The organism is Haemophilus sp. UMB1048 (assembly GCF_030218125.1).
GTDB lineage: Bacteria > Pseudomonadota > Gammaproteobacteria > Enterobacterales > Pasteurellaceae > Haemophilus_D.
This window is the reverse complement of the sequence record NZ_JASOPB010000113.1, coordinates 1-266: the sequence shown is the minus strand read 5'-3', so window position 1 is coordinate 266 and position 266 is coordinate 1. Positions and strand designations below refer to the sequence as shown.

The window sequence follows — 266 nt, the reverse complement described above, 5'->3', positions numbered from 1 at the left end:
TATATTTGTTCGCTGCATATGCCAGAGTGCTATCCAATAAAAGAGGATGTTATTTATACTGAAAGCGTACCATTTCAGGATAAAGATGGGCTAAAAATATATAAGGCTGGTGTTAATGTTTTTTACTCTTCTGCTCATAGAACAAGAAATCATGATAGAAGAATACCAGGGGGAATACTTATTTCTGTAAATGCCCCGGGGCATTTTATGAGGCTGGCGATAGAAAAAGGTTTCTATAAAGATCAAGAACAAGCGTTAGCGGATAT

Annotated in this window: 1 protein-coding gene; it reads left to right on the top strand. The window is 36.5% G+C overall.

Annotation, left to right across the window (positions count from 1 at the left end; translation table 11 throughout):
• A partial coding sequence (locus QP437_RS10110) for a hypothetical protein (protein WP_369279328.1) occupies positions 1 to 266 on the top strand: 266 nt, incomplete at both ends.